Source organism: Chitinophaga hostae (assembly GCF_018224885.1).
Taxonomy (GTDB): Bacteria; Bacteroidota; Bacteroidia; order Chitinophagales; family Chitinophagaceae; genus Chitinophaga; species Chitinophaga hostae.
The window spans coordinates 279,689-305,678 of the sequence record NZ_JAGTXB010000004.1 but is presented as its reverse complement, the minus strand read 5'-3'; the positions used below and the strand labels follow the sequence as shown (position 1 = coordinate 305,678).

At 47.2% G+C, this 25,990-nt stretch carries 19 protein-coding genes; 1 reads left to right on the top strand and 18 read right to left on the bottom strand.

Annotation, left to right across the window (positions count from 1 at the left end; all coding sequences use genetic code 11):
- Positions 1-19: 19 nt before the first annotated feature.
- The 14 genes from KE626_RS10800 to KE626_RS10735 all read right to left on the bottom strand — a co-directional run bounded on the left by KE626_RS10800 (position 20) and on the right by KE626_RS10735 (position 19,878).
- Positions 20-1,591 (bottom strand): DUF4874 domain-containing protein, encoded by a 1,572-nt coding sequence (locus tag KE626_RS10800; protein ID WP_211972910.1) that lies wholly within the window; start codon positions 1,589-1,591, stop codon positions 20-22.
- A 76-nt stretch (positions 1,592-1,667) separates the two neighbouring features.
- Positions 1,668-3,170 carry a RagB/SusD family nutrient uptake outer membrane protein gene (locus KE626_RS10795; RefSeq protein WP_211972909.1) on the bottom strand — a complete coding sequence of 501 codons (1,503 nt, stop codon included), beginning with the start codon at positions 3,168-3,170 and terminating at the stop codon, positions 1,668-1,670.
- 17 nt (positions 3,171-3,187) lie between these two features.
- Entirely contained in the window at positions 3,188-6,604 is a 3,417-nt protein-coding gene (locus KE626_RS10790) for a TonB-dependent receptor (RefSeq protein WP_211972908.1), read from the bottom strand.
- A 281-nt stretch (positions 6,605-6,885) separates the two neighbouring features.
- A complete protein-coding gene (locus tag KE626_RS10785; RefSeq protein WP_211972907.1) occupies positions 6,886-7,938 on the bottom strand; it encodes a FecR family protein in 1,053 nt (350 codons plus the stop codon).
- Between the two features lie 75 nt (positions 7,939-8,013).
- A complete protein-coding gene (locus KE626_RS10780) occupies positions 8,014-8,643 on the bottom strand; it encodes an RNA polymerase sigma factor (RefSeq protein ID WP_211972906.1) in 630 nt (209 codons plus the stop codon).
- Between the two features lie 116 nt (positions 8,644-8,759).
- Positions 8,760-9,158, bottom strand: coding sequence for a hypothetical protein (locus KE626_RS10775; RefSeq protein WP_211972905.1), 399 nt, complete (start codon positions 9,156-9,158; stop codon positions 8,760-8,762).
- Entirely contained in the window at positions 9,142-9,891 is a 750-nt protein-coding gene (locus tag KE626_RS10770) for a class I SAM-dependent methyltransferase (protein WP_211972904.1), read from the bottom strand. The genes KE626_RS10775 and KE626_RS10770 overlap by 17 nt, the downstream gene beginning before the upstream one ends.
- Positions 9,879-10,619 carry a DUF2071 domain-containing protein gene (locus tag KE626_RS10765; protein ID WP_211972903.1) on the bottom strand — a complete coding sequence of 247 codons (741 nt, stop codon included), beginning with the start codon at positions 10,617-10,619 and terminating at the stop codon, positions 9,879-9,881. The genes KE626_RS10770 and KE626_RS10765 overlap by 13 nt, the downstream gene beginning before the upstream one ends.
- Positions 10,619-11,002 carry a DoxX-like family protein gene (locus tag KE626_RS10760; RefSeq protein ID WP_211972902.1) on the bottom strand — a complete coding sequence of 128 codons (384 nt, stop codon included), beginning with the start codon at positions 11,000-11,002 and terminating at the stop codon, positions 10,619-10,621. The genes KE626_RS10765 and KE626_RS10760 overlap by 1 nt, the downstream gene beginning before the upstream one ends.
- A gap of 207 nt (positions 11,003-11,209) precedes the next feature.
- Positions 11,210-12,712 carry a glycoside hydrolase family 32 protein gene (locus KE626_RS10755; RefSeq protein WP_249207401.1) on the bottom strand — a complete coding sequence of 501 codons (1,503 nt, stop codon included), beginning with the start codon at positions 12,710-12,712 and terminating at the stop codon, positions 11,210-11,212.
- Positions 12,713-12,732: 20 nt separating this feature from the next.
- The gene (locus tag KE626_RS10750) at positions 12,733-14,451 is read right to left on the bottom strand and encodes a RagB/SusD family nutrient uptake outer membrane protein (protein ID WP_211972901.1); all 1,719 of its coding nucleotides are present in this window, start codon (positions 14,449-14,451) and stop codon (positions 12,733-12,735) included.
- Positions 14,452-14,464: 13 nt separating this feature from the next.
- On the bottom strand, positions 14,465-17,539 hold the full coding sequence (locus tag KE626_RS10745) for a SusC/RagA family TonB-linked outer membrane protein (protein WP_211972900.1): 3,075 nt from the start codon (positions 17,537-17,539) through the stop codon (positions 14,465-14,467).
- A 42-nt stretch (positions 17,540-17,581) separates the two neighbouring features.
- Positions 17,582-18,484, bottom strand: a complete 903-nt coding sequence (locus KE626_RS10740) for a carbohydrate kinase family protein (RefSeq protein ID WP_211972899.1) — start codon at positions 18,482-18,484, stop codon at positions 17,582-17,584.
- 11 nt (positions 18,485-18,495) lie between these two features.
- A complete protein-coding gene (locus KE626_RS10735; protein WP_283093144.1) occupies positions 18,496-19,878 on the bottom strand; it encodes a sugar porter family MFS transporter in 1,383 nt (460 codons plus the stop codon).
- Between the two features lie 293 nt (positions 19,879-20,171).
- Between KE626_RS10735 and KE626_RS10730 the strand changes: the two genes are divergently transcribed.
- Complete coding sequence (locus KE626_RS10730) at positions 20,172-22,904, top strand: hybrid sensor histidine kinase/response regulator transcription factor (protein WP_211972897.1); 2,733 nt, start codon at positions 20,172-20,174, stop codon at positions 22,902-22,904.
- Between the two features lie 82 nt (positions 22,905-22,986).
- Here the strand turns inward: KE626_RS10730 and KE626_RS10725 are convergent, their stop codons facing one another.
- From KE626_RS10725 to KE626_RS10710, 4 genes are all read right to left on the bottom strand, one after another.
- Positions 22,987-23,319 carry a hypothetical protein gene (locus tag KE626_RS10725; protein ID WP_211972896.1) on the bottom strand — a complete coding sequence of 111 codons (333 nt, stop codon included), beginning with the start codon at positions 23,317-23,319 and terminating at the stop codon, positions 22,987-22,989.
- Between the two features lie 333 nt (positions 23,320-23,652).
- Complete coding sequence (locus KE626_RS10720; RefSeq protein WP_211972895.1) at positions 23,653-24,375, bottom strand: hypothetical protein; 723 nt, start codon at positions 24,373-24,375, stop codon at positions 23,653-23,655.
- Positions 24,376-24,385: 10 nt separating this feature from the next.
- Positions 24,386-25,354: a hypothetical protein gene (locus tag KE626_RS10715; RefSeq protein ID WP_211972894.1), complete on the bottom strand. Its 969-nt coding sequence runs from the start codon at positions 25,352-25,354 to the stop codon at positions 24,386-24,388.
- A gap of 119 nt (positions 25,355-25,473) precedes the next feature.
- Positions 25,474-25,797, bottom strand: coding sequence for a S24 family peptidase (locus KE626_RS10710; protein ID WP_211972893.1), 324 nt, complete (start codon positions 25,795-25,797; stop codon positions 25,474-25,476).
- Positions 25,798-25,990: the final 193 nt, after the last annotated feature.

The following is a 25,990-nucleotide window of genomic DNA, read 5'->3' as shown; positions in this document are numbered from 1 at the left end:
AAAGTAGGAGCCGTTCTATTTATCGTATAGTCATTTCTGTTAGTATGTTAACGCCGTATTGCCTGGTATTGTCTATAAACCAGGTGTTACCGGCATTGGCACAGTGCATCGCATAGTCCGCATTATATTTCAGCACCGTGTCGCCATCGGGCAGCCATAGGCCCACGCGGTATTTGCCGGGCGCAATTGTTGTTCCGGCGGGTACGCTCACCATTACCGTATGCAGCAGCGGTTTGTAACTACTGTCGCCGGGCTGGTAAGGTTGCCAGCTATCGGGGCGGGCATAAGCCGGCAGCGTCTGCGCTACTTTGTTCTGTGGATCGATGAATACAAAAAAGGCTTCGCGGGCATTGTGCGGAGCGGAAAACCCGCGGTTGATCAGCGTAAGCGTTAAGGGGAAACCTTTCCTGCTATCTGCGTCTGCAGGAAGAATGAGTTGTTGTAATTCCAGGCGGTAGCCAAGATGATCGCGGATGTAATCGAACGCCGACCTTGTTACAGGCTTGTTTTGTTTGTTGCGGAAATAGCCATCCGACAGTGGCAGGCGGGCAGAGGTGATGTCTCTTTCCGTCAGCTGGTATCGGCGCCAGTAGCGGATATTGCTGCTGTCGTTTTCCAGGTTATTATGCACAATACTTAAACTGGTATAATGATGATCGCGTAATCTTTTAATCCCGTTCATCACATTGAAAGGATGATTCAGGCACCATTCATCACCATTGCAGCTATAAGGCAGTTCTCCGTCGATCAGCAGGGCAGGCGATTCATAGCATGTTTGCCAGTATTCCGGTGTCCCTTTTACGTAGTCGTTTCCGCTGGCGCGGGGATGCTCGTCGGCACAAAAATAATCGTTATGAAAACCGATGCGCGCTTTCCAGCTTGCCGGCAAGGCAGCCTCATTTTTCCGGTAAGGCAGGCGCACCATTACCTGCTTTGATACGGGGATGTTTTGAAACAAGGCTGTTAACACCATCTGCAAACTGTCTTTATGTGCAGCGATGGGTGTGCTGTGCCATTCGCCCCAGGCGCCTATCAGTCCGGCCTGCACCGCATGGATGGCGCCGGCATATTCTTCCATCACCGGTTTCAGTTGTACCAGGTGGCGCTGTATATCAGCTACGGATACGCTGGTCAAACCCGGGTTGTAATCATATGCGAAGCGCAGCAATGCTTTGTATCCTTTATTGCTGAAGCTCCGGAAAGTGGCGCGTATATTCTCCAGTCCTGCTGCTGTAATATCTTTTCCTACATAGGGCGTCAGGTAGATATACAGCTGGGATAACGTAAGACTATCCTCTGGCCCATAGCGGTTTTCGAGAAAGGTAAGTAAACTGTCTATCTGTGCCGGGTTAGCGCCGTAAGTGGTATTGTTATTTGCTTCATTGTTCGCTTTCGCATAGGGCGACTGCAGGTTATTGGCGAGTACAAAAGCTTCATAACGAAAGCCTCTTTCCGGGTTTCTTAACGGCGCTTTGCCATTGGGATCATCGGAACGGATGCCGCGGAAAACAACATGCTGCTGTGCGGCCAACTGCTGTGTAAGGCAGCATAACAGTATGCACCGGATGGTATTTTGAATGAAACGTTGCATGTAAATATCTTTTGAAGAAAAATGACGGGTATCCCGGGAGCAATATCCCGGGAGTTCCCGTCATCACTATGATTACTTAGTACCCTGTATTCTGCTTTATTTTACCGCCGCTTTCATCTATAGCGGGGCGTGGAATCGGGTAAAAGATTTTGTTAGTATCTGCAAAAGGCGATCCTTCCGCCCTGGCCCTTTGTACAAAGAGCCCCCAGCGGATCAGGTCATCACGGCGGGAACCTTCTGTCCATAATTCAAAGAGGCGTTCGTCCTGTAATTTGCTGCGCAGTTGTGACTGGGTAAGACTCCCGTACGCAAAAGGCGTTAACCCTGCTCTTTCATGCACGCGGTTGAGAAGATCGATGGCTGCGTTCACAGGTCCGCTGGTTTCGTTGATAGCTTCGCTGAGCAGTAACAGCACATCAGCATAACGCCATACAACCATATCGTTGCCTTGTGATTCGCCGCTGGCGGCAGGATCGGGGCTGTATTTAATGGGGAGGGCGCCAGGTAAACCGGCTGCTTTCGCATCTTTATATACCAGTTCTCCGTTGCCATTTTTCCCGGTAGGATAATTTCTCAGCAATACGGTGAGGCGGTTATCTTTCGGGTCAAACTTATCGTACGTTTTCCAGGGCATTTTATATCCTCCCCAGGCGGTGAGGGCCTGACCCGCCGGATCAAAATAGTCGCCCTGTAATACGTGCGCCAGCCACATATTGGTTTGATCTGCGTCATTACGGCAAGGTATGGCCAGGATGATTTCTTTATTGCCTTTGTTGGTAATTTTGAAGATATCCGCATACTTTGGTTGCAGGGCATATACGTTTTGTTCATCTCCTATTTTCAGCAGTTGCTGACCAACAGTAACGGCATCGGCCCAACGTTTTTTCTGCATGTACAGTTTCATCAGCCCGGTGAGTGCCGCCGCCTGTGAGAAACGGCCATAGTCGGATCCTGTAAAGGATGCCGGCAGCGCTGCGGCGGCTTCTTTATAGTCTTTCTCGATCTGCGTTACCATCCATTCATCGGTAGGGCGCGCCATGGCCGGCGCTAACGGATCCTGCGCTACTTTAGGATCAACTACAATGGGTACGGGCCCGTAGTAGCTGTACAGGATCTGGGTAAAGTGTGCGCGCAATGCTTTGGCTTCGGCAATATACCTTGCCTTCAGGGTAGCGTCCATAGTTACGGCCACCGCTTTATCCATGAAGATGGTACATTCCGATACTTTCCTGATCAGGGTGGTATAATGGCCGGTGATTTCGCCAAAGTTTTCTGCGAAGTTGAGGTCATTCATTTTCTTCCATCCATCCCATCCCCAGGAGCAAACCAGTTCATCTGTTGTCATACTGTTTTGCACATGCCAGGAACCGTTGCCACTGCCCCAGCCGGCGTAACCGCCTGTCATGAGGCCATTGTATGCGGCAGTAAGGGCAGCCTTTACATCATTTCCATCTTTGTAAAAAGTAGATGGCGTGAACTGGTCATACACATCCGGCTTCAGATCTTTTTCACAGGCGGTGAAAGTGGTAAGTCCTATTAGTGCCAGACCGCCGAATATAATAGATAATTTAATGTTCATTGTTTGCTGTTTTTACATTAGAAAGAAACATTCAGACCGAGTATCCATGAACGTTGCACCGGGTAGGCTGCAAAGCTCTCCAGCTCCGGATCGATACCACTGTAAGGCGATATCACAAACAGGTTTTGTGCATCGATATAGAAGCGTACCGAAGAAATGATGTGCTGTTTCTTTAAGAGTGCCGCCGGCATGGTGTAGCCTAAAGTAATATTACGGCAGCGCAGGAACCAGGCGTTTTCCCGGAAATAGTTGCCGGTATAGGAACCATAAGGATTATTTAACCCGCTGGGGCGGTTGCTCGACTGGTTGTCTGACGCCCAACGATCTTTAACGAGGCTCAGCGCGTTCCAGCCAAACTGGGCGAGTGTAGATTCCAGGTCGTACGCGGTAGCCAGGTCAGAATTGTATTTTGTGCGTTGCAACTGACCATAAAAGAAGATGTTCAGGTCAAACTGTTTGTAACCAAAAGTATTGTTGAAACCAACAGAATAACCCGGATCCTCTGTACCCATATATACCTGGTCGGCGGTATTTAATTTACCATCAGGCACACCGGTGAGATTACCATCGGCATCATATCCGTTTACATCTTTTACTTTTACCATACCGGGTTTCAGGCCGGTCAGGTAGCCCGGTACTTTTTCACCGGCCTGGAGAATACCATCTGTCTGATAGCCATAGATAGCACGGATAGGATCATTCAAGCCTACATACTTTGCCAGTGTTTTAATCACCAGCGGGTCACGTTGTTTCCAGGTATCTTTATAGCGGGCGATATTAAAATCGGTGTTCCAGACAAAGTCTTTCGTAGTTACATTATTGGTACGCAGCGTAAATTCAAAACCCCGGCTTTGTGTTTTACCGATGTTGGCTGCCATTGAGCCAACCACAAAATAGCTGGGCAGTGGTCTGGAGCTCAGCAGGTTGCTGATGGTTTTATTAAAGTATTCGAAAGTACCGCTGATACGATCTTTAAACAGGCTGAAATCTAACCCGAGGTTTATTTCCCGTGCTGTTTCCCAGGTGAGATCCGGGTTAGCCACCTGGCTCAGGTATACGCCGGTGTTTTGTGTATTTCCGAATACATAATTTTTGCCGGTGCTATAATAGGAAAATGCGCTGCCTCCTATATTACTGTTACCGGTGGAACCGTAGCTGGCGCGTAATTTCAGGAAGGAAATGAGGTTGTTGTATTTCAGGAATTCCTCATTGGAGATTTTCCAGGCGCCGGATACGGAAGGGAACCAGCCATACTTTTTATTTTCTGCAAACTTAGAGGAGCCATCACGACGGATAGAGGCCGTGAGCAGGTATTTGCTTTTGTAATCGTAGGTAGCACGTGCAAAATACGAAGCCCATCTTTCCCTTGATTTAAATGATCCTACTCCCGGTCTTTCGAATTCTCCCATTCCCAGGTTGTTATACAAAAAGTTATCGGTGATAAACTTCTGGTTACCTGCATTAAAGCCTTCCTGTTGCATTACCTGGTAGGAATACCCGGCCACTGCATTAATGCTGCTGTTATCGGCGAAGGATTTATTATAGTTCAGCAGGTATTCGAGCAGGCCAATGTTGGCGGTATTTTCGAGAATGTTTGCCTGACCGCCTGTACGGGCGCCGTAGAGGAAAGTTTTAGGCAGGTAGTTGCTTCTTTTGTTATTGGATTGGTCGAAGCTGAAATTTGCTTTCGCGCTCAGGCCTTTGGTAATATCCCAGGTAGCAGCAGCAGATCCCAACAGGCGGGTACCTACGGTTTGATCCGTTATTTCCAGGAAAGAAGCGGGATTAGGTGAATTGGAATAGTCGGGATTTAAAGGATAGCTGCCATCAGCATTTTTTAATGGAACGGTAGGCGGATGATAAAATGCCGCAACGATAATACCTGAGTTTTCATATAAACCAGTACCGATAGCGGGGTTGTTGCTGATAGAGCGGGAGCCGTTTACATTTACTGACAGTTTGATTTTATTACCGATCAGCTGATCCAGGTTGAGGCGACCGGTATATCTTTTATATCCTGATGTTTTGATCACACCTTCCTGGTTCAGGTAGTTACCGGATACGTAGTATTTGGTTTTATCGTTACCACCGGAAACAGACAGGTTATGCTGATCCATGAAACCGGATTGGGTAACCGCATCGATGGCGCTTTCAGCGGTACCGGCGGTATCTATTTCCTTTTGGGTATAACGGGGTACGAAGGCCGGTGCGGTAGATGGATCGGCGCCGCCATAAGGACCAATTTTATTATTACGCATCCACATTTCATGCAGGATGTGATTGCGTTCTGTCATGTAGTCCTTTTTGTTCATGATATCATAGAACTTAGCGGGCTCCTGGAAGGCATGGCTGAAGGTGTAGCCCACTTTTGCCTTTCCTTCCTTTCCTCTCTTCGTGGTAATGAGGATCACGCCGGCGCCTGCTCTTGCACCATATATGGCGGAGGAACTGGCATCTTTCAGTACTTCAATGGATTCAATATCGTCGGGGTTGAGGAAGTTAAGCGGAGAGCGATTGATACCGCCATAGCGGTTACCGGATCCCGGCTCATCGGCAGCGCCGTTTACCGGTACGCCGTCCACTACATATAACACACCGGCGGAAGCAAAGGAAGCATTTCCCCTGATCTGCACATTTACACCGGCGCCGGGTTGTCCGGATGGCTGGCTGGCCATTAAACCGGCGGCCCTGCCGCTCAATGCCTGATCGATAGAGGTGTTCGCTGATTTGGGTATATCTGTAGCTTTTACAGAAGCAATGGCGCCGGTAATATCTTTTCTTTTAACGCTGCCATAGCCGATCACCACTACTTCTTCCAGCCCCTGGGAAGAAACGGCCAAGGTAATAGCCATTTTCTGGTTACCCGTATGAGCAGGTACTTCTTTCTTCTCGTAGCCTACAAGTGTCAGTACCAGTGTTACATCTTCCGTTACATTCAACCTGAAATGCCCGTTCGCATCGGTAATAGTGCCATTGGAGGTACCTTTTACCAATACGGTTACGCCGGGCAATGGCAGGCCATCTTCCCCTTTCACAAAACCGGCAATAGATTTTTCCTGGTCGCGTTCCATGGCAACGGGAAACGGATGATCGAGCAGCATGTCCTTTTTCCACACAGTGCTGGATAGTACAATTTGCCTGTCTACCACTTCATAACGTACGCTGGTACCGGCAAACAGGGCATCGAGCACCTCTCCCAGCGGCTTATTGGCCGCGGCCAGGCTTACGTCTCTTTTCACATCTATCAGTTCGCTGCTGTAGATAAATTTTATATCGGCCAGTTTTTCCAGGGTAAGTAAAGCTGTTTTCAGCGACTGATCCTGCAGTGTAAAACTGATCTTATTATCCAGCAAAGTTTGTGATTTCCCTTCCGTAGCATAGCAAACGCCGGTAAGGGTAAAAAACAGTAGTAATTGTACAACTGAAATACGCATAAGCTTTTTTAGTAGCTGATGGTGATTAATACGATAATTCCACATAATTTTGGTTGTTTACGGTTCTGTAATAGAAATAGACGTCCCTCACCGCAGCGTGCTGCGGTGCAGGTTATGGAGCCGGAAATGACTCATAGGGTTGGTAATGTGTGCGCATTGCCAGCCCTTTTTTCATTGTTCTGAAAGCGTTAAGACATAGACATAAGTGGTATTAAAAGTGAATATTTTAATTAATGTGATGCCGGGTGGTTGATAACCCCGGTATTGTTTTCAAACAGGCGCTAGTTATTTTTACAGCCCTTGCCGTTAATCATTAACTGACCGTCTACTTCCTGGTAGCTTAATCCCAGTGCTTTACAAATGAGGTCCAGTTTATCGTAGAATGCTTCTTTGTTCAGATTCGCGGTAATGGTACAGGATTTTAGCGTGGCAGTATCGTACATTAACCGGATAGAATAAACTTTCTCCAGTTTTTCAAATACCGTAGAAACAGGCGTATCGTTAAAAATAAAATCCTCCTGGTGTTTCACAACTACCTGTGCCAGCGGAGCCGGGATCAGGGTTTTGCTTAATTTTCCGCTGCTGGCTTCATAATCGGCTTCCTGGTTTGGCAGCAATATCATTTCCTCTTTCGCGGCTTCTTTATTTTTCCGGATGGCTACCTTACCATGCTGCACCGCCACCAGCACGTTCTGGTGCTGCAACCCTGCTGTTACGGTGAAGGTGGTGCCCAGCACCACCGTCTGGATGTCGCCGGTATTTACAATGAATGGTCTTTCCTGGTGTTGCTGTACATCAAAAGCGGCTTTCCCTTCCAGGTATACGGTGCGGTCATCTTTGCCCCATTCCCGGCTATACCGGATATGTGCACCGGGTTCCAGGATAATGGTGCTGCCATCTTTCATGGGGAAAGTTACCGGCTTGCCGGTATTATTCACCATTTCTGTGAGGGCATGGTCGGGTATACCAGCCAATGGCGCGGGCGACGATTGATGACGGGTAAGCAGCCATGCCCCGCCGCTGAGCAGCAGCACGCCAATGGCAATAGCTGCGGCGCGCCAGTTTAGCCAGCTCACCTCTCCGCCCGTGGTGGGCAGTTGTTGTATAATTTCACTGACATGGCCGGCTATTTCGGCATCTGGCAGGGGATGTTCCTTTATCTGAACGGCCAGCAATAACTGACGTGCTTCTTCCAGCAAGGGCGCCTGTTGCGGATGTTCCAGCAACCAGTTTTCCCACCAGGCAGCGGCCACGGGATCCTTGCCCAAAGTCCAGGACAGGAAAGAGGCTTCCTGCCAAAAGTCTTCAATACGGTGAAATTGTTTATCTGTCATTGTTCACAAAATATAACCTTGCTATATCTTAAATACATACAGCGATAAAATCTCACCAATAAAAAAACAAAAAATTTAAAAATATTTTCCGGAGAGCAGGAGGGCGATGCCGGAAAGCGGGCCTATCTGGCTTTTGAGCCGTTTCAGGGAAGACGATAAAAGGTTATAAACAGCTACCCTGCTCAACTTCATGATAGCGGCTACCTGGTCATGTTCCAGGTTCTGAAAATAACGGAGATAAATAATTTCCTGCTGCCGTGGGCTGAGGCTTTTTAAACTGTCGTGCAGCAATTGCTTACGTTGCCGGTCTGTTTCATTATCTATAATAGCTGCTTCCACGGAGAATTCCGCGTCGAAGGGCTCCCGGGCGCCCTGTCCCCATAAAAGAAGGTGTCGTTGCTGTACATCCCGGCGCTGCAGTTGCCGGATCATTTTATGCCGCAGACTTTTAAACAGGTAACTTTTCACATGCACTTGCCTGCTCAGGCGTTCCCGTTTGCTCCAAAGGTCGGTAGCCATGTCCTGGATACTGTCCTGTACAAAAGCTTTGTCTGCATGGATTTTGATACCATATTGAAAAAGAGCCGCATAATAGCAGGAAATAATCTGACCAAAGGCCTCACTGTTCCCCTCCAGAAATTGCTGCCAGCATGTTAAAAGTTGTCCTTCTTCCAGATGATATATATTTTCTCTAATGGTGTGCATGCATTAATTACCCTTCACCAGATAATAGCTTGTGACAACGTTCTGTAAATAAATAATAATATGATGGTTTTATAAAGGCAAGTTAACAAAGTTATGGAGAAAGCGGACTTTTTTCCTTACACCATGTGCCATGCCAGCAGAAACACCATGGTAACGTATCCCCAGATCAGTGAAAACAGCACATGTATTGTTGTTTCAAAACGCTTGCCCTTCCATAACACCGGGGAATACACAAAGAACTGGAATAACAACCGGCATGCCCAGAAAATGAAAAGTCCCAGGACCAGCAGATGCCCCAGCCGGGTTTGCAGCATTTCTTCCGGCACATATATACAACAGAGTCCCATCAGGAATACCGCGAGCCCGATAAAAAAAGTATGTACATACATCATCTGCCGGTTTAACAAACCCACTGCAGCAAACTCTTTCTTCCAGTTAAAATACCTGGGAAAGAAAATATGTAATATTGATAACAACACCTGGATATAACCGGCGATCTTAAGATGCAGTTCCATTTTTATAAAGTATAAAGGCTGATAAAAAAGGCGTGATCTTTATTTCTTTTTCGATGCGTAATCCCGCCGATGCAAACACCTGCCGCCATGCTGCCCCGGAAAAAAAATGCAGGAAACCGATATTGTAGGCTGCAAAATTACGGGCATCTCTCAAATGCTCCAGTACTACCATCCTTCCATTTTCCCGCAAACTATGACGCAGTTGTTCAAAGAAAATACTTCGCTCCTGCCCGTCCCTGATTTCATGGGCCGCCAGGAACAGAAAAATAACATCTGCCGACGCGGCAGGCAGCGGTATCGCCGATGTGTTGATGGTTTCAGTACCCGGATAGGCAGGATATACTTTCCTCGCACGCTCTATAGATACCTCGGTATGTTTTGCGGGATCGTAAAAATCGAAAACGCGCAGCAACGCCCCCGGATATTTCTGTGAAAGCAGTTGACTGGTTTCGTCAAAGCCCGCGTTGATGTTCACGATCTGCGCTCCGCTGTGAATATGCAACCCATCCAGCCATTGCAGCTCATACAAACGGGACGCGTCGTAGATATACCACGAAACACCCAGTGACAAAACGGTGGCAGCGACGAGCGCCCATAACAATACCTGCACGGGAACAAGATGGCGGAAAAACAAACCGGCTGCCAGCAGCATTGCCGACAGCAAATAGAAATGCCAGTTAAACCGGATGATATTGAAAACTCCCTGAAAGGGTTTTCGTGTTACCCTTTCCATATATCTACTTTACCTTTTTTCCAGTAATACGGAATATGCTCTACCCAAAATGCATTGGCCAGCACCGCATCACGTAACTCCGGCCGGTTCATAAACCCTACCTGCGAAGCAATGACAGCTACCGGTTTTGGTGTCCAGTTTTCCCGTACACCTTCAATGATCAGTACTTTATCGGATACATTATCACAGTTAAATGTAAAAGGCAAAGGACCGGCAAAACGACGGGCTTCTTTCCAGGTGTTAAAAGGCGATCCCGCCGGCAACCCGGCATCCGGATCATTCAGCTGAACAGCGATATTGACAGCTGATTGCGCAGATGTTACCCGAATCATACCTGCTTCATTTTTCACTTCAATATCGGTAGTGGTGTAATTGTAATGGGTAAACAGGTTGCCGAAGAATTCCATCTTCCTTTTATCTGTTTCCGATTTCAGGATATATAATCCGCGGAGTTTTTTTCCCTTGCTGTTGGTATACCGCACAAAAACGCGGTAGCCTGTCAGCACGAAATCGTGACCCATAAAACCCGGGAATCCCTTTGGCCGCAGCTGCCGCGTTTTCACCACTGCCACCGCCACAAAGGCCCATCGGTTATCAAACAGGTCCAGCTCCAGCTTGGCAGGTACCAGGTGGCGCAATGCCGCCGCAGGTACTGCATATGCCAGCACCAGTGAGCTTTCAAAATATGCTTCTACCGCAAAAGGATGATTTTTAAGAAAGGATAACATCAACTAATGGTTTTGGCACCGTAAAAACGGAACTGATTCCAGTATATTATAAAGATAAAAAAAGCGGCTACAACAATATTTATTCTTCCAAATAACAGCAGATCAGGTACCAGCAAAAATTCAATGATGTTCATAGTGGCTACGAGCAGGATCTGCGTAAGGGCACACCAACGGGACTTTACGTTCGACAGTACCCATGCCGCCATTAACACTTCCAGCCAACCAATAGTACGGGTAAGCATGGCTGCATGGTCAGCGCCCAGGATACGGGCTACAATCTGCTGGTGCCGCGGTACGCCATTAAGTACTTTGCAGTATAAACCGTTGATCATCCAAACAGCGGCAATTGCGATGTTCAGATACCTGTGGATTTTCTTTTTCATCCGGTAACGTTAGGCCTCCAAGGTAAGGGAAACTACCCGGCTGCAAAAGACCAGGGTATAAAATTAACTACTCTGCTGGCCGGACACTACTATGCGGACACAGTATAATAAAACAGGTATCAAAGGCCGTTTCAAATGAATTGCCCCAAAAAGCCAAACACTTTTTGGGGCAATTCATTTGAAAACGACCTCTTTTATATTTAATGCTTACTTATCAAGATTCCATACTTTAACACTATTCAACTGTGCGCTTCCATTTTCAGCAAAAGCAGAAAAACCGGTGGCCGCTTTATCCGGGAATACCAATGTAGTCAGCACCTTTTCCCCGTCGTTTACAAAAACCTCCAGCGAAGATTTATCAAACAATACCTGCAAACGGATACGGTTGTTTACCGGCATCACGTCCAGTTGCTGCACCTCTTTTCCTGCAGTAATATAAAGCTGATGACGGGTATTGCTATATCCTATTACCACGCTGCTGCCATCATTATGTTGTGCTACTTTCAACCCAAGATCTGTAGCAGTACCCAATGTGAAAGTGGCATCAATCCAGTTGGTGTTGGTATTAAAACGCTGCCGGTTGTTCAACGGCAGTTCTTTGCCCTCCAACGATATGTTTTGCTGCTGCCATTTTTTTGTTGCGGGAAGTTTATCCAGGTAAGCATTTAATATCGCTGCCGGCTGCTGGAATAAACGTATACCCGTTTCCGTTGTTTTCAACGCCAGGTCGCGGGGAATAGACATTTGTCCACGCCATGGATGGGTAGCGGTTTCAAACGGCATCAGCCAGCCTATCATCGTATGCCGGTTATCCGGCAGGTGGTTATAGGGAATAGCGGCATAGAATGTTTTGCCTTCATCCACAAATAACTGTGCAGACGCCGGGTTGTCGTTGGTAAAGGTGGTACCGTCGAAATCGCCGGTAAAATATTGCATACCGGTAGCAGCGGCGCGGTTTCCTGAAGAAACCATCAGTAACCATTTCTTTTTTGCCGGATTACCATCCACCAATAAAGGCGTGAGCGAAGGGCATTCCCATATTTTCCGGGTATCACCCTGGTTACCAAATTCGCTGAGCAACTTCCAGTCTTTCAGGTTTACGGAGCTGTAAAACTGTACTTTATGTTCTGCCGGCACCGCTACTGTCATCAGCCATTTCTGCTGATCTTCGAGCCAGATCACGCTGGGATCGCGGAAATCTTTTTTATGGATATCCACTACGGGGTTAGCGGCGTAGTTAGTGTAAGTAAGACCACCGTCATTGCTGTACGCGATGAACTGTGATTCCTTCTGTTGTTTAGGCTGATCGGCGGTATAGATGGCCACTACAGGTCCTTTGCCATTTTTCCCAAAGCCGCTGCTGTTGTGTTTATCCCATACTGCAGAACCGGAGAAGATCCAGGTGGTGGTGTCTTTGCTTTCTATTTCGGGGATGGCCACCGGCAAATGTTGCCAATGTAGCAGGTCTTTGCTGGTAGCATGTCCCCAGCTCATATGTCCCCATTTATTTTCGAATGGATTGTGTTGATAATACAGGTGATACACGCCGTTTATCCAGATCAGCCCGTTAGGATCGTTCAGCCAGTTTTGGGGCGCGGTAAAATGATACACCGGCCGCCATTGCGGCGTAGGCACTGGTTTATCCTGCGCCTGCAGCATGAATGGCAATATACCTGCTGCCAGTATGGAAAAGAGTTTCTGCTTCATCATAAAAAGATAATGTTTATAGTTTACCAGCCGGTATTTTGTTTGTATAATCCTTTGCTGTAGTTGATCTGGTTAAGTGGTACGGGCAGGTATTCATCCCTTCCCTTTTTAAACGAGGCATCGTTTAAATGCGCACTGCGTGTTTTCTCTACTGCAAAATACGCATTGAGGTATTGCGCTGCAACACCCCAGCGAACCAGGTCGAAGAAGCGGCTGCCTTCCATAGCAAATTCGAGACGGCGCTCCCAGCGCAGCGCCTTCCGGGCAAAATCCGGCGTCCAGGTACAGTTTATGCCGGGTTGATAAGTACCCATTTTATAGCTGGATGTAAAATTACCATTTGCCTGTTTTAAGAGGGTGGTGCTGGCAGCGGCTCTTTCCCTTACCCGGTTGATCAGCGGCAGCGCTTCGCTTTGCCGGCCCAGTTCTATGAGCGCTTCTGCCTTGAACAACAACACATCAGCAAAGCGTATAATTTCCCAGTTTTTGGAACTCGACATAAAAGGCGGTACTTTCTGGAAGAGCGGATCTGTAGGTAATACCACTTCTTTCAAACTCATATAACTGCCATATACTTCCGGTGCGCGGGTCCAGGAGCGCTGAAACAGGAATGCAGGATTATATTTATAGGGATGCCCCGGTATGGCTACAGTATGATCTAAACGCGGATCAAAAGTATTGGCCAGGAAATCACTTTCCTTACTGATGTTGACATTGTTAAAAGTTTCAAACATCGGTAAGCCGTTGATATCCGTTTTAAATGCGTTCACCAGGTTATAGCTGGGCGAATGAAAGCCACAGCAGCCATATTCCTGGTTCATGGGATAATCGAGTGCATGACCGTAGTCGAGTCGGCCCTTGGGCGTACCATCATCTTTCGAATACTGGATGGCAAAAACGGACTCCGGGCCATTCTCGTTTTTCGATAAAAAATTGTTGGCGAAATCGGCAGCCAGATGGTATTTGCCGGCGTTGATCACTTCATCACACAAACTGTTTACCTGCTGCAGCAATGTGGCATCTATACCGGTTACCTGGTTATTTTCATCCTGTTTATAGGCTTCATATAACAATGTTTTGGCCAGGTAAGCCTTTGCTGCAAATTTATTGGCCCTTCCGGCTTCGGGTTGTATATCGGGGAGATGCGCAGCGGCAAAAGTAAAATCCTCTGCGATCTTTGTCCATAGCTGCTGATTACTGTATGTCCTGTTGGAAATAGTATCATAGCTTTCCTTTGGCGCATTTTCATCGATATATGGCACGTATTTAAACAGCTCTTTCAAAAGGAAATAATAGTGCCCTCTTAAAAACCTCATCTCCGCCTGCCTGGTCTGCTTCTGTGAAAAAGTATTATCGGGCACTTTATTCAAACGGCCCAGCGCGTCGTTCACCCGGCCAATACACACGTACAACCGAAACCACAACAAATCGGAGGAGCCGTTATCCACACGGTTCAGTGAAAACGTTTCGTAAAAATGATAGTCGCTGATATCACCGGCGCCGTCGCCACCTTTATAGGCATCCCCGCTGCGGATATTGCCATATGGCCACATACTGGAATAGGGAGCGGTATAATGATCATTGCCGAGTGATGAATAAGCGGCTACCACCATTTTCTCCAAATTCTGCGGCGAGTTAAGATCATCGCCGGCAATAACACCTTGTGGCGTTTGATCCAGGAATTTGCTGCATGCACCCAGCAACAGGCAGCCTAATAAAAATATATATTTCTTGTGTTTCATGATGTTTGCTGTTTTAAAAAGACAGGTTTAATCCAATGGTACCAATCACCGGGATAGGGTAAGCGTTGTTGGGATTTTCGGGATCTGTGGCAGTAAAGCTTTTGCTTTTTAATGTCAGCAGATTACTGCCCTGTACATACACCCTTGCTGTTTGCAAACGCTTGCTGAACAAGTGCTGGAAACTATAGCCCAGCTGCAGGTTCCTCAGTTTCAGATAGGAACCTGATTCCAGGAAATAAGTGGATGTTCTGTTTTCGTTATTGCGGTCTACCAGTGTTAAGGCAGGTACGGTGGCATCCGGATGCTGCGGCGTCCACGCATCGAGCGTACGTGCGCCCCAGTTAGTACCCGGCCAGATGGAAGAAAAGTCCGTATATGTTTTGTAGGTGTTGTATACCTGTATACCCTGTATTCCCTGCAGGAAGAAGGTGAGGTCGAAGTGTTTATACTCCAGCGATACGTTCAGTCCGTATGTAAAATCCGGATCTCCCTTGCCGATGTAGTCGCGGTCTTTATCATCAATCACTTTATCACCATTCAGGTCTTTATACCGGATACGCCCAATGCCTTTACCGATCTGGTTGGCATAGTCGTCTACTTCCTTCTGGGAGCGGAACAATCCATCTGCCACATAACCAAAAGTGGAATTAACAGAGCGGCCCAGGATTGTTTTATCCTGTCCGTTGCCGGGATAGGAAGTAAGCACTTCTGCGGGCAGCTGCGTAATTTTATTGCGGTAGGTAGCTACGTTTCCGGTAACGGTGAGCGACAATCCGGGCGCAATATTACCGTTGTACGACAGCAATACTTCCAGTCCTTTGTTTTGCATGGAGGCGCCGTTTACGAATTTGGTACCGCCTTCTCCTATCACCGCCAGGTAAGCGGGACTAATGAGGATGTCGGAAGTTTTCTTTACAAAGTAATCCACTGAACCGGTAAGGTGATTGTTGAATAACCCGAAATCAATACCTGCATTGGATTCCTGTGTGCTCTCCCATTTGAGCGCTGAATTACCTTGTTGTATCAGCGTGTAGCCGGATGCCAGCTGCCCTGAGCCTGCGCCGCCGAGATCATAGGCGCTTCCATTATCAAAATCCCAGGTAGGATCAATACCATAAATAGCAGAGTACAGCGTATATGTAGCGTTGTTAGCAATTTCCTGGTTTCCTGTTTTTCCCCAACCGTAGCGCAGTTTCAGATCAGACAGGAAAGGCAGGTTTTCTTTCAGGAATTTTTCCTCGCTTACCCGCCATCCCAATGATACTGCGGGGAACATCCCAAAACGGTTCTCTTTACCAAAACGGGAAGACCCGTCGCGGCGCAGGGTTACAGAAGCCAGGTATTTGTTGTCGTAGGAATAGTTGACTTTTCCAAAATAGGATAACAACGTATAGCCGCTACCGGTACCCCCGTTATCCTTATTGGAGGATCCTGCATTCAGGTAGGCGTAGTCGATATTTTCCAGTGCATATCCCTGTCTGCTGGCATAGAAATTCTGCGCCATGTATTTGATCTGTTCTGCGCCCAGCAGGAAATCGAACCGGTGTTTTTGCAGGGACAGGTTGTAGGTAAGGGTATTTTGCCACACCCAGTTGCCGTTGTAGTCCTGTGATGTTTGGGAGAAATTGGAATTATCTGACAGGAACCCGGAAGTATAAGATTTACGCAGGGTACGCTGATAGGTGCCATTATAATCGATACCGTAACTGCTTTTAAAATGCAGGTTGGGAATAATTTCCAGGTCGGCCCAGGCATTACCAAACAGGCGTACAAAGTTGCTTTTATTTTGCCGGTTGTCTTCAATGAGGCGTACAGGATTCTGGCGGTCGGTCATACCGGGTGCAGGGCCGCCCCAGCCGCCGCCTACGGTGTGTACAGGTACTACGGGTTGTTGCACCAGCGCCGCAAAAAGAATGTCTGTAGCGGGTACCAGCGCGTCTTTTGTATAGGTAGCAGAAAGGTTTTCACCGATTTTCAAACGTCCTTTGAAGAAAGAGTAATCGGTATTAAAACGGGCGGTTATTTTCCGTTGGTTGGTTGCTTTTACGATGCCTTTATTATTATACATGCCAACAGAAAAATAGGAGTTGCCTCTTTCGCTGCCATTGGCAATAGATACATTATAGGTTTGTAACAGCGACGTTTGTGCAATTTCATCGTACCAGTAAGTATCTGCCGGTTTCATTGTTTTAGCGGCATCGATAAATTCCGGCAATTTTATTTTGTTAAGTACAGGATTGTTATAGTCGCCGTTCCAGTCGTATTGATAGATCTGGTTGTTGTTCGGGTCGGTATGATCGTTTACGGCGGCCCGCCAGTAAGCGCGGCCGCGGCCTTCCGTATTCAGTGTTTTTAGTTTGGTACTGTAATTTTGTAAAGAGGCGGAGATGTCGGCGGTGATGCGGCTGTATCCTTTCTTTGCTCTTTTTGTGGTGACAATGATTACGCCATTTGCCGCGCGGGAGCCATAGATGGTAGCTGCGGAGGCATCTTTCAACACCTGGATGGATTCAATATCATGCTGGTTCAGCTCCTGTAATCCTCTTTTAGTAGGAATACCATCTACCACATAAAGCGGATCGTTGTTACCCAGGGTGCCTACCCCACGTATCCTTACCGTAGCGCTGCTGTTGGGATCGCCGTTGGTAGTAATAAACACGCCAGGTACGCGGCCCTGCAATGCTTTTACAGGATTGCCGAGTGGGATGTCTTTTATTTCACTGACATTTACCACGGATACTGCGCCGGTAAGATCTGCTTTTTTTTGGGTCTGATAGCCGGTAACAATGATCTGATTCAGGTCTGTGGCATTTTCTTCCATGGTAACAGCCATTTTTCCTTCTGCCACCTTTTGCGACAGGGGCTTCATACCGATGTAGGAAAAATTAAGCACTTCCCCCGGGGAGGCCTGCAGGGTGAATTGCCCGCCGGCATTGGTAATGGTATTCCTGTTGCCGGCCTGCACTGTAACGCCGGGCAGCGGTGTACCGCTTTGTTTGCTGGTAACGGTACCGGTAATGGTCCGTTGTTGTGCTATGGCATACAGGCCAAATAGCAGCATTGGTAATAAGTAAAACAATTTTTTCATAATGGAATTTGTGAAATGGGTGGTGTGGATATTGTAAGACGACTAACCGATCTGTGGTATTTTCATCAACGTGTATATTTCCGTGGTATCGTATTGCGGGCAGCCACCGGAGCGGGAAGCCACGAGAGCACCGAGCGCGTTGGCAAACGCAAGACTATAAGCCGGCGAACGTTGCTGGAGCTGGCATACCAGGAAACCTGCCAGGAACGCATCGCCGCTGCCAATGGTGTCTGCTACGGTTACCGGCTGCCCTTCCTGGTAGTGGAATGCCCCCGTGATGTATCCCATGCAGCCTTTGCTGCCAAGCGTTACGACCACCGTGGTGATATGAAAACGGTTTACCAGCGCCAGGATACGTTCTTCCTGATTGGCATACAAGCCATACCAGGCGCTGATCAGCTCCAGCTCGGCCACATTCAGTTTTAGCACCTGGCAGTTGCTCATCAGCCATTCAAGGGTATCGCGTGAGTACCAGGGGGCGCGCAGGTTTATATCGAGCACCTTTTGTGCGGGCGATTGCAATGCCCTGCGGAGCGTTTCTCTGGAGGCTTCGTGCCTTGCCATCAGGCTGCCGAATACGATATATTGTAGTTCATCTCCCTTTAGTAAAACTTCGAGTGCCGGGTTCCAACTGATATGATCCCAGGCTACCGGGAACAGGATATCGTACTGCATATCGTTATGCTCATCCATCCAGGCATTTACTTTTCCGGTAGCATAGGTATCGTCTGCCTGCACATAACCGGTATCGAGATTCATTTTTTCCATGAGCTGCAACAGGCGGCCACCATAATCGTCGGTACCCGTACGGGATACCATAGCCACTTGTTGCGACAGCTTTTGCAGGTGATAGGCTACATTCATTGGTGCGCCACCGGGCAGTTCTTTGCCGGGTAACAGATCCCATAATATTTCACCCAAACAGGCGATGTTATATTTAGTCATCCTCATTTTTTTTAGTGTACAACCATTGTCATTTCTATTTCTTCCAGTGTTTGTCCCTTTGTTTCAGGCATCCAGCGCCACACGAAAAGCAGCTGCAACACCATCATCACACAGAAGAAAAGGAAGATATGACCACCGCCGATGTGGCTGGCGAGATAAGGAAATGTAAAAGCGATAATGGCCGCCATGATCCAATGAGTGAAGCTTCCCAGCGTTTGTCCTTTGGCGCGTACCTGGTTAGGGAAAATTTCTGCAATAAATACCCATATCACCGCCCCCTGTGAAAAAGCAAAAAAAGCAATGTATACCAGCAGGTAGGAGATCACGGCGATGCCGCCGGTATGCATATAAAAAGAAACAGCCACGAGTCCCAGGGTGGCAATAAGACCCACCGTACCGATCAGCATCAGCTGACGCCGGCCTATCCGGTCTATAAACCGCATAGCCGTTAACGTGAATATGAAGTTCACAATGCCGAGGCCTACGGTCGACAGCAAAGAAGAACCCGCTCCCATACCTGACATTTCAAAAATGCGGGGGGCATAATAAATAATGGCATTGATGCCTGATACCTGGTTGAAGACAGCAAACAATACCGCCAGCATCACCGGAATCCGGTATTTTTTGGAAAAAAGGCGCTCTTTTGGCGCCCCTGCGGCCTGTTGCCGGGATTGGCGGATGGTATTAATATCTTCCTCGTAGCCGTCGGGGTTAATGATTTTCAATGTATCAATAGCAGCCGTTTCCTTTTTCTGATGTAATAATAACCAGCGCGGACTTTCCGGTACCCAGCGTAATAACAGGAGGAACAACCCCGCAGGCAACACCTGTATACCCAACATGAGCCTCCAGGAATTTTCTCCGCCATAGCCGCCAATAAAGTAGTTGGATAAATAAGAGATGAGAATGCCGAATACCACATTGAACTGGAACAGCGCCACCATTCTTCCCCGGTAAGCGGCAGGCGATACTTCGGAGATATAGACCGGCGCCGTAACAGAAGATGCTCCCACCCCTAGTCCGCCGATGAAGCGGCAAAGGAGGAAAAAGTACCAGTTGGTAGCCATGGCCGTACCGGCAGCCGACACGAGATATACCAGGGCTACCAATAACAACGTAGCCCTGCGACCCAGTTTATCGGATGGCAGGCTGCCGCCGAGGGCGCCAAAAACGGTTCCTATTAAAGCAATGGATACCGTAAATCCATGTTGCATGGCCGTTAGCTGCCAATATTGCTGAATGTGTTGCTCTGCCCCGGAAATCACGGCTGTATCAAAACCGAAAAGAAAACCGCCAAGTGCTACTACAAAAGCCCAGAAGAAAACAATGTTGTTGCGCATATTTTTTTTAGTAGGATGGAACCCCGCAGGACATTTTATCTGTGGAAAAGACAATGCACCTGTAAGGTTTCATAACGTGATGACTGTGATTGCGCTTCAAACCTAGTGCTTTCGGGAGGGCTGCTGTTACTGTATAGCACCCGTTTCTTTCAAAATGGCAACTTCTTTCGAAAATCTATTAAATATTTATTAGTCAATAATTTACACATTAGTATAGATATATTCTCCGGATATCATTTTCAATTTTGTATCATTGTTTTTAGAAATAGGAACATTACCACGCGACCAAAATTGCTACCACGTTGCCAGCACAATTGAAAAGATATCTCTGTTTATTTTGCTTGCCATTGTTGTTATATGTAACAGCATGCCGGCAGGAAACGGCGCCGAAATACCGCATTGGTTTTTCCCAGTGTACCGGTAACGACGACTGGCGCCGGAACATGCTCACGGAAATGAAGCGGGAGCTTTTCTATCATCCGGAGATGCAGTTATTATATAAGGATGCGGAAAGCGACAGCAAGCGACAGGCAGCGCAGATCACCGAATTATTGGCCAAGCAGATAGATATACTGGTAGTATCGCCCAATGAAGCAGCACCGCTGGCGCCGGTGATAGCCACCGCATATGGTAAAGGCATACCGGTGATTATCCTGGACCGCAAGGCAGCCACCGATTCCTTCACCGCTTACATTGGCGGGGATAACTATAATATTGGTAAACTGGCGGCCGACTACATTGCCGCCCAGCTGGGTGGTAAAGGGCGTATCATAGAAGTAACCGGCCTAAGAGGATCGTCCCCAACCGTAGAAAGGCACCAGGGTTTCCACGATGCGCTGGAGCGCTTTCCCGGGCTGCGCCTGATTGCCACACTGGAAGGTAGCTGGGTGGCCGATAAAACCCAGGCTGCCGCCGCAAAAAATGATTCTGCCCTGCGACAGGCAGACGTCATCTTCGCCCAGAATGATGTGATGGCGTATAGCATGTACCGTTATTGCCGCGACAAAGGCATGGCGCCTAAACGGTTTATTGGCGTGGATGCCTCGCCTTATCCCGATGCGGGTATTGACCTGGTATCGCGGGGCATACTGAGCGCTTCGCTATTGTATCCCAGCGGCGGAAAAGAAGCCATCAGCATGGCGGCCGACATACTGGCCGGGAAAAAGGTACCCCGCAATACCTTATTGCAAACCGTACTGATAGACAGCAGCAATGTAAAACTGATGCGGCTGCAGATCGATAAAATACAGGACCAGCACCAGGAAATAGAGCAACAGCAATCGTTGCTGCAGGAGCAGCGTTCCCTTTACCAGGATCAGCAGCACCTGTTGCGGATTGTAGTTACTACCCTGTGTATTGCTTTCCTGCTGGGAATTGTGCTGTTCTTTATATTGCGTACCAACCGGCGCATCAATCACCAGTTAAAGCAACAACGGGATGAAATACTGCTGCAGCGTGATCAGCTGGTGGAAATGACCGCCAAAGCACAAGAAGCCACCGAAGCCAAGTTTACTTTTTTCACGAACCTGTCGCACGAATTCCGCACCCCGCTCACCCTGATACAGGCGCCGCTGGAAAACCTGATGGGCAGCCGGCAGCTATCGGCCCCGCAAAAGCAGCAGCTGGAGCTGATGCGCAGAAATGTGATCCACCTCATGCGGCTGGTTAACCAGTTACTGGAGTTCCGCCGCATAGAAAGCGGCAAGCTGCAACTGAAGGTAGCGGAAAACGATCTGCAATCGTTTATGATCGATATCATGGAGGCTTATAAAGGTGTAGCCGCCAAAAAAAATATCGACTTCCGGCTGGTAAGCCGGCAACCCGGTATCAAAGCCTGGTTTGATCAGCACCTGTTTGATCGCGTGTTATACAACCTGCTTTCCAACGCTTTCAAGTTTACGGCTGATTATGGCAAGGTGCACATTTACCTCGAAAGGCCGGCGCATAGCCAGGAAGCGGTTATTCATATACAAGACGATGGCGCAGGTATGGACGAAAACACCCTGGCACATGCATTCGAACTATTCTACCAGAGCAGGAACAATGAACATAAGGGCACGGGCATAGGACTGGCGCTCACGCGAGAAATCATTTCATTGCATCACGGCAGTATCCGGGTAAAGAGCAGTAAAGGCGCAGGCACTACTTTCAGTATAAGTCTTCCCGGCAACTCCACTCCTTTTGCGCCGGAAGAAATACAACAGGAAGACGAAAGCATGAATGTTATTAATCATTCGCTGCATAGTTATATAGCCGATGCGGAAGATAGTATTCCGGCGCCTGCCGTTCCCACCACTGGCACCACGCATACGCTTTCCCTGCTGATCATCGAAGATCATCCTGAGCTGAACCATTTCCTGGTAGATTTCCTGCGTGAACAATACGAAGTGTTTCATGCCGGCAGTGGGGAAGATGGACTGAGAATGGCCTTCCAGCACGTTCCCGACCTGATACTCTGTGATATTATGATGCCGGGCATGGACGGCATACAGGTATTACAAACATTAAAAAAAGATATCCGTACTTCGCATATACCGGTAATCCTGCTAAGTGCCAACAGCAGCGAAGAACAAAGGATCAAAGGGATGCAGCATAACGCTGACGCCTATATCAGCAAACCCTTTAACCTGAAGTACCTGTCGGAAAGTATCAGCAGCATGCTGAACAACCGCGCCTTGCTGAAGGATCACTATATTGCGGAACCGGAAACCCGTGTACACACCACGCAGTCCAATAAGACGGACCGTAAGTTTGTCAATGATTTCAACGCTATCGTTGAAGAAAACCTGGGCAATGATCAGTTTAGTGTGGAAGATATCTGCCAGCAATTATCTATTTCCAAAATGCAGTTATACCGTAAAATAAAACAGTTGCTGAATTGTAACGTTAACGACTATATCCTTGATGCGCGCATCAGGAAAGGACGTTACCTGTTGATGAATTCCAAATTTTCGGTATCAGAAATAGCCTATGCATGCGGGTTTTCATCTCCCGCTTATTTTTCTACGGTATTTAAGGCCAGAACGCAGCAAACTCCGAAAGCCTTCAGGGACCAGGTGAATAAAAAGCCGGATGCATAAACACCGCACACTGTTTAAAACAGCCAGCTCCGAGAGCTGGCTGTTCTCCTAACCAGGTGTGAAATTTTAGCCGTCTATACGATTAGTTGATTTTAATACGGGATACTTTGCCATCAAGGCCGTTATTCCGTATAAAGGAAACTACCACATAATCATCTTCATAGCTCCTTTCGAAGGTATCCACAGTATACTCAGGGGAAACCCTTTTTACATTAATGATGCTGAAGTCGTCGGACATAGAACCATCCGGGGAGTCATACACCGTGATCTCGCAACCTGGTCTTACGCCATACAATTTACAGGATCTGATTTCGTCATTCTTTACCGGGCGGAAGTTTTGTCCTGGTACATCTTCCACGGTCTGTACAATGTTCTGCGAACCATTGTTGCCTTCATAAAAAACGATAATACCCATAATAGATTACATTTTGAGGGGTGATTAAATATAATTAACAGACAATCCTGCAGGATATAAGTTTTACAACCGGCAACGATGCACCGGCAATCTTTCATGATTAACAAAGGAAAACAATCCATCTCATCGCTAAGCGGGTATGCTTCACGATCCACAATAATGACAACAAAGAAACAGAGAGATGATCAATCAGGGCCTTCCGGATTTCATGCTATGGTTATTTTTACTTCAAGGTCTATAATACGAGCATGAAAATAAGGAGAATGTTTAGAAATAAAAAATTATTATTAGCTTTCCTAACATCATTAACATACAAGAAAAAAAACGGTTTGCCTACTGCCGGTAAAAGCTTTTCAGGTCGCCATTGGGTTCAAAACTGATAAAATACCGTTCCCTGCTGCCACTAATGGATTGGGGATACCAGCTGATCGTATTGTTATCAAATACGGCGTATACATGCGTAAGCGGCGGGGCGCCTGTTACGCCGTTTGCTTTGGCACTGTAGTGCCGGTATATTTTGCCTGCATTTTCAAAATCAACATCATCCAGTTTCACCAGCGATTTCTTTATATTGTCGTGCACAGACAGTTGTACCGGTTTGGGCGTTTCCCAGGAACCCTTGCGATAGCTATACTCATCCACGTATTCCGGGTTTTCGGGATTTTGCAGCTGTACATTAATTCTTCCGTCATCATAGAAGTGAATAAACCGATACAGGTAGATCTGTTTTCGGGAGAAGGCCGGCAGTTTACGCAGCGACAGTTCCGCCGCTTTAAGCCGGGAGCTGTTACCTAGAAAACCGGGGCTTGCTATCCCGGAGGAAGATGTGATGGAATGGGTGACGGTAGTGGAACTGCTGCTGGTACTGAACTCAATCCTCACCGTGTCGCTGCCGGATTCCATGATCCGTCCTGCGGTGCTGCTACTGCTGCTGTTGACCGGTGTTGTTCTTTGAGTGCCATACAGCGTATCGTGTATGGAATCCCGGAACTGGCTACAGGAGGCACATCCAACGATCAGTATCATGCCTAGTATCTTCTGTATCTGTTGTTTCATCCTATTGTTTTTATGCTTCCACATCACTGGCAAACGCCACCTGCTCCGGCTTGTCTTTTAAATAGAAAACGGGCATAGGCGCCTGCTTTACTGTTCCCAGATCCATCAGTGATACTATCTTCTTTAATGACACCACGTGGGTTTTTCCAAGGTCATCCTGGTATTGTAATTCAAACCGTACCTGCGGCTGTTCGTTGATATAGGTACCGGTTTGTTCGGCCGACAAAACCTTTGCATCTGTACGCAGTCCGTAATATTTAAAGTGCAGGTTGGTTTCCGGAGAGCCGCCTGTAAAAAGCCCCAGCAACCATCCCAGTCCTATACGGGAACCGATTAAGATCAGCGGACATAATACCAGCGGATGATAAAATTTGAGGAAACGCCAGCCGGTTCCATTATTTTCCAATGTATACGAAAATATACCGTAGTATACTACAGCAGCTGCTACCAGGAGCCAGAGTACACAAATCATGATCAGCCGAAACGGCTTGATAGTCACCTGTACTCCATCGATGGTGAGATAAGGGATTGCTTTGAGTTTTTCATCGATCTTTAACCGAACCGTTTTCCCGATATCGTATCGTCTTAGTTCCGGCTTGGTATCCTTGACAGATAGCTGTTCGGTAATATCGGCGCCTGCAAAGTTTTTTAATGAGCAACTTATTTCTGTAGCCACGCTGCCATTCGGCGCAGTGCTCAATGCTTTCATCGACAGCACACGGGCATCTTTCGGCGTTCCTTCTTCCAGGAGCCGAAAAATATTTCGGCGCATCAGGAAGATCATCAATACCCATTTTTTGAACCAGCCTGTCAGCAATATCGTCCACAATATAATCGCCAACGCCAGTAAACCTAATGCCATCCAGGGCTGGCTGGGTTCATTTTCTTCGTATCCCGTGTTATAATATAGCAACATGGGAAAAGGAATGGCGAAGAAAAGCATATAAATGATCCAGAAATAACTCCAAAAACCTTTCATACAGCTAATTTAACCATTAAATTTTAAGGAAGGATATCAAACGACTATTGTTATTATTAACTTCATTTAAGTGGGATCAACTGTTTATTTGCCTGTGGGGCAGCAAGGCATCTGCTAATTTAATCTTTCTTATAAATTATCTTATTCTCATACTCTCCCACAATTACTTTTCCATAGATCACTTTAGTCCAGCCATTTTCGAATCCATGGTTGTTGGCGATTAAACATCCTTTGTTCTCTACTTTCTTAATGATCTTATGCGCATCGATATAACGGCCTTTTACTTTACAGAATACAATATCGCCGATGGCATAATCAGTTGCTTTTACAAATGTGAGGAGGGTTCCGCTTTTCAGAATGGGTAACATTGAGGTGCCAAAGGCTTTCATTTTTCCGGTTCCGTGGGTTTCCAAATCACTCTTCAATCTTTCGTACTTATTCACTTTATGTTATTTGATTTCATATTTTAATTAAAAATAGGAAGAATTTTTCATTCAGAAATGGGGTGTCCGTAATTGAACACTGTAGATATGAAAATGAACATAAAATTATTTGTATAATATATAATTACGTGAGGGCTTCCCGTTGTAAAAACGGTACATTATTTTGTGGATGCATTCCGGCTAATAAACACTC